This window comes from Algoriphagus sp. (assembly GCF_024642405.1).
Classification (GTDB): Bacteria; Bacteroidota; Bacteroidia; order Cytophagales; family Cyclobacteriaceae; genus Algoriphagus.
Genome location: NZ_JAHEBC010000308.1, coordinates 1 through 4,622, shown reverse-complemented (window position 1 = coordinate 4,622; position 4,622 = coordinate 1). Strand labels below are relative to the sequence as shown.

General features: G+C 35.9%; 4 protein-coding genes and 2 pseudogenes. 3 read left to right on the top strand and 3 right to left on the bottom strand.

Annotation, left to right across the window (positions count from 1 at the left end; translation table 11 throughout):
• From Q0L68_RS16720 to Q0L68_RS16710, 3 genes and pseudogenes are all read left to right on the top strand, one after another.
• Window positions 1-202 (top strand): annotated as a pseudogene (locus tag Q0L68_RS16720) (polyprenyl synthetase family protein); the annotation flags it as partial.
• Between the two features lie 94 nt (window positions 203-296).
• On the top strand, window positions 297-1,256 hold the full coding sequence (locus tag Q0L68_RS16715; protein WP_296705346.1) for a glycosyltransferase: 960 nt from the start codon (window positions 297-299) through the stop codon (window positions 1,254-1,256).
• Window positions 1,249-2,052 (top strand): ChbG/HpnK family deacetylase, encoded by an 804-nt coding sequence (locus tag Q0L68_RS16710; protein ID WP_296705344.1) that lies wholly within the window; start codon window positions 1,249-1,251, stop codon window positions 2,050-2,052. Before Q0L68_RS16715 ends, Q0L68_RS16710 begins: the two co-directional genes overlap by 8 nt.
• Window positions 2,053-2,081: 29 nt before the next feature.
• Here the strand turns inward: Q0L68_RS16710 and thrC are convergent, their stop codons facing one another.
• From thrC to Q0L68_RS16695, 3 genes and pseudogenes are all read right to left on the bottom strand, one after another.
• The gene (gene thrC, locus Q0L68_RS16705; RefSeq protein ID WP_296705343.1) at window positions 2,082-3,380 is read right to left on the bottom strand and encodes a threonine synthase; all 1,299 of its coding nucleotides are present in this window, start codon (window positions 3,378-3,380) and stop codon (window positions 2,082-2,084) included.
• A gap of 3 nt (window positions 3,381-3,383) precedes the next feature.
• The gene (locus Q0L68_RS16700) at window positions 3,384-4,322 is read right to left on the bottom strand and encodes a homoserine kinase (protein WP_296705341.1); all 939 of its coding nucleotides are present in this window, start codon (window positions 4,320-4,322) and stop codon (window positions 3,384-3,386) included.
• Window positions 4,322-4,622, bottom strand: a pseudogene (locus Q0L68_RS16695) (bifunctional aspartate kinase/homoserine dehydrogenase I); the annotation flags it as partial. The pseudogene Q0L68_RS16695 and the gene Q0L68_RS16700, both read right to left, overlap by 1 nt.

Here is a 4,622-nt window from a genome sequence, read left to right as displayed (position 1 = left end):
AATCCGGAATAAAAGTGAAGATAAAAAAGCTGTAAACGAGGTTATCCAGTACGTAAAGCAAAGTGGAGGCTTAGAATATGCTAAAACAGTTATGAATCGCTTTTATCAAGAAGCATTGGATATTTTAAATTCATTTCCGGATTCAGATTATAAAACTTCACTAGCAAACCTTGTTAGCTATACAATAGAAAGAAAAAAATAAGAATTTTCCGGAGTTCTAAATTTGATTATTTTTATATTAGTTTAGGTTCTTTCTAAACTTGATCCTGCTATTTCATTCTTAAAGCAATAGACTTATGTCCTTGAGTAAAGTCTCCGTAGTTGTTCCTCTTTACAATGAGCAAGAAAATATTGCATCTTTAGCAGAAGAAATTCACCATGTTTTCAAGGAAATTAAAAACCATTACGAAGTTATTTTAGTAAATGATGGGAGTATGGACGGCACATGGAAGGCTATTGAACATTCCTGTAACAAATTCCCCAATTTCTTCGGTATTGACTTAGGTGGAAATTTTGGACAATCTATTGCACTCAGAAGTGGTTTTGAGAATTCTACCGGAGAAATCATCATTTTTATGGATGGGGATATGCAACATAACCCAGCAGATATTCCAAGATTCTTAAATAAAATGGAAGAAGGATATGATATGGTAGGCGGATTCAAACGGGAGAATCCCGAAGGTTTTATTAAAAAGAATTTATCAAAAACTGCACATTGGCTGATCAAAAAAATATCTAGTGCTGACATGAAATATTTTGGAGCAACTTTTAGAGCTTATCGAAGATTCTTACTAGAAAACACTAATATTTTAAAGGATACGCACAGATTTTTAGGAGCCATACTTGCAAAAAAAGGGATTAGACAAACAGAGATTCCAATTACTATTCGTTGTCGGAATTCAGGTCAAAGTCACTATAAGGTCAGCAAACTTTTTTCTGTTATAATTGATTTGATTTTTTTAAAATTCACAGTGAGTTATATGAATAAACCATTTAGACTTTTTGGATTTATTGGAATATTAACTCTTCTCATTGGCTTAATTTCCTCATTTTATCTTCTAGCAGGGTCTATTTTTATGAATTTCAACATTCGGATAGAATACTTATCTGAATTTCTTTTTTCGATATTTTTAATAATAATAGGAGCTTTAATGATCAGTTTTGGATTCGTTGCTGAAATTGGAATCTATAATTACTTTGGCGGGGATGCTATCCGTCCCTATTCGATTCGAAAAAAGACAAAAACCAATGACTAAATCACTGATCATAAATGCAGATGATTTTGGTTTTGACGAAGACGCAACAACAGGAATCCTTGATTTACTGTCTATTGGTAAAATTCCCAGCACCACAGTCATGGCAAACTGTGTAAATGAAAAAGATCTTATTTTACTGAAAAAAATAGCTAACATCGGAATAGGCCTTCATTTAAATTTAATTGAAGGCGTTCCAATTTCCCCGTTGAAAAAAATCCCTGACTTAATCAATGAGAAAGGGGAATTCCTAGGAGCAAAGAAATTTTTAAAAAATGCTATTTTTCAAAAAATCCCAGAAGAGCAGGTATTTATGGAAGTGAAAGCTCAATTGGTTTTTTTAGAATCAAGAGGGATTAAAATCACTCATGTTGATAGTCATCAACACATCCACCAATTCCCTATTATTGGTAAAACGATTCAGAATATCCTTGAAAAACTAAAAGTGAAGAAAATTCGAAACTCATTTCCATTAGCTGCGAATTTCGGATTTAGACCCAATGTGCTTAAGCTATTTACTAAACTTAATCCAATTTCAAGAAAGGACTTTATTTGCCCAGAAGGCTTAATTTCTAATTTATCATTTGGCGGGGAATTAACCTTAAAGGACTTTTCCAATGACCTAATTTCTTCATATCATAATCACTCTTGCTTAGAACTTATGACTCATCCCGGAATTAAGGATAGAAATGATTCCTACCTAAAGCGAAAGAAAGAGTATCTATTTTGGAAAGAAAACCCAATTCAGGAATTACTAAAAGAAAAGAAAATTGAATTGATTCATTATGGAAATTTATAAGCGTAAATTCTAAATGAAATCTATTTATGTCAATCTAAATTCAATAAATAAGATTTAAATCCTTCAAAATTGTTTTCCAAAGGCTCTACATTCTTTTTACCTGACATAAATGCTGCTAATCTTTCCGGTAAAACCAATTTTTCATTAAGAGCTTTCTCCACAACATCTTTGAATTTTCCGGGATGAGCAGTTTCCAAAAAAACTCCTTGGTAACCAGAATTTTCCGACATGAAATCTTTTAATCCTCTATAACCTACGGCTCCATGAGGATCCAAGGTATATCCAGATTTTTTCACCTGCTGCATCGTTTCAATTGTTTCATTGTCTGAATAAAAATAGCCTGACACCTTGTTTTTTAGCAAATGTTCATCTCCACCAAACAATGCCAAAAGTCTAGGAAAATTACTCGGATTACCTACATCCATACTATTACTAATGGTCTGAATAGAGGCCATAGACTTAAATTCAGCTCCTTTCAGGTAATCAGGAACTACCTTATTTAAGTTTGTGGCAGCTACAAAATGATCTATTGGCAAACCCATTCGTTGCGCCAAAATACCTGCAGCAATATTTCCAAAATTTCCACTTGGAACTGCAAAAACTACTTTTTTATCATTTTTTGGAATTTTAGAAAATGCGTAAAAATAATACAGTGCCTGAGGAATCCATCTTGCAATATTTATGGAATTTGCCGAAGTCAGTAATAATTTCTGATTTAACTCCTGATCCAAAAATGCCTCTTTGACCATTTTTTGGCAATCGTCAAAAACTCCATCCACTTCCAATGAAGTTATATTCTGGCCAAGTGTAGTAAACTGTTTCTCCTGGAGCTCACTGACTTTTCCTTTAGGAAAGAGAATGATCACATCAACTCCCGCTACCCCTAAAAATCCATTTGCAACTGCACTCCCTGTATCCCCTGAAGTGGCTACCAAAACGCGAACTTTTTTATTTGAATCCACAAGCAGCATACTCATTAGCTTTGAGCAAAACCTAGCTCCAAAATCCTTAAAAGCTAATGTAGGACCATGAAACAACTCCAAGCTAAAGACATCTTTCCCCACCTTTACCAAAGGGGCATCAAAAGTAAGTGTATGGTCTACCAAATCACGGATTTGTTCATCCGAAAGATCCTCGCAGAAAATTGATCCTATCACCTCGTATCCAATTTCCTTAAATGATAAATCAGAAATTATATCAAAAAAGCTTTTCGGCAGAATAGGGATTCTTTCAGGCATATAGAGGCCTTGATCAGGAGCGAGCCCCTTCACCACAGCATCCGCCAAACTCACTTGATGATTAAAATTATTGGTGCTATAAAATTTCATGGATTAATTCTTTTCTTCGAGCACATAGGCACCAATAGTATTGATCTCAGAGAAATATGTATCTACTCCCAGTCCTATGCTTTCATAAATATCTTCAGCAGCTTTAGCAATATCAGCTGATTTTTCTGCCCCTCTTGACAAGGCAAATAATGTCGGGCCAGATCCAGAGATCCCCATTCCCAAGGCTCCGGCAGATTTCAAAGCTTCTCTGACTTCGTAAAACCCAGGGATCAAAACTGCACGATAGGGCTCTGCGATTACATCTCTCATGGATCTAGATATCAATTCAAAGTCCTCTTGATATAATCCAGCTACAAAACCTGCAACATTTCCAGATTGAATTGTGGAATGTTTCAATGATATCATATCCCGTAGAACACTTCGAGAATCAGAAGTTTTCAACTCAAAGTGTGGATGCAAAAGAGTACAATAAAGTCCTTCTGGGACATGAAGTTTTATCACATCTAAAGGATGATAATCTCTGATTAAGACAAAACCACCCAATAAACTTGGCGCTACGTTATCGGCGTGCCCAGCACCACATGCCGCTTTTTCGGCTGCTATTGCAAATGGTAATAAATTTTTCCGCTCATAAGGATCTCCTAATAATCTGTTTGCTGCAATCAAGGCTGCTACTGCACTTGCAGCACTCGATCCCATTCCAGAACCTAGGGGAAGTCCTTTTTTTAGGGCTATATCCATTCCAACCTGTTTACCATAATCATCTAACATGGCTTGAATGGCTACCGCACAGGTGTTTTTTTCCACCTCCCAAGGAAGTTTGCCTCCATCTTCTTCTATTGAGACAACTCTCAATCCAGGTTTTTCTTTTCGAGTGACTTCCACGTAGTCACCCATTGCATCGATGGCAAATCCCAGAATATCAAATCCACAGGAAACGTTCGCTACAGTTGCGGGAGCAAAGGCTTTTACAGAATTCATCATTCCCGCGTATAATTTCCGATTCGTATCACGTCTGCAAATACTCCAGCAGCTGTAACATCTGCTCCAGCCCCTGGACCTCTGATGATCATAGGAAAATCGTGATATCTTTCAGTGGTTAATAAAATCATATTATCACTACCCTGTAAACTACTGAATGGATGATCTAATTTCAAGGAGTTCAAACCTACTTTGGCAGCTCCATTTTCTAGAGTGGCCATAAAACGAAGTTTCTCCCCCTTTTTTTGAGCTACTTCTCTAAGTTTCTCAAACTCTATATCATGAACTTTTAATTTTTCA

Bases quoted from the DNA above. Each gene is read 5' to 3' on its own strand.
- Q0L68_RS16715 (WP_296705346.1), top strand. From the start codon at position 297: ATGTCCTTGAGTAAAGTCTCCGTAGTTGTTCCTCTTTACAATGAGCAA.
- Q0L68_RS16710 (WP_296705344.1), top strand. From the start codon at position 1,249: ATGACTAAATCACTGATCATAAATGCAGATGATTTTGGTTTTGACGAA.
- thrC (WP_296705343.1), bottom strand. From the start codon at position 3,380: ATGAAATTTTATAGCACCAATAATTTTAATCATCAAGTGAGTTTGGCG.
- Q0L68_RS16700 (WP_296705341.1), bottom strand. From the start codon at position 4,322: ATGAATTCTGTAAAAGCCTTTGCTCCCGCAACTGTAGCGAACGTTTCC.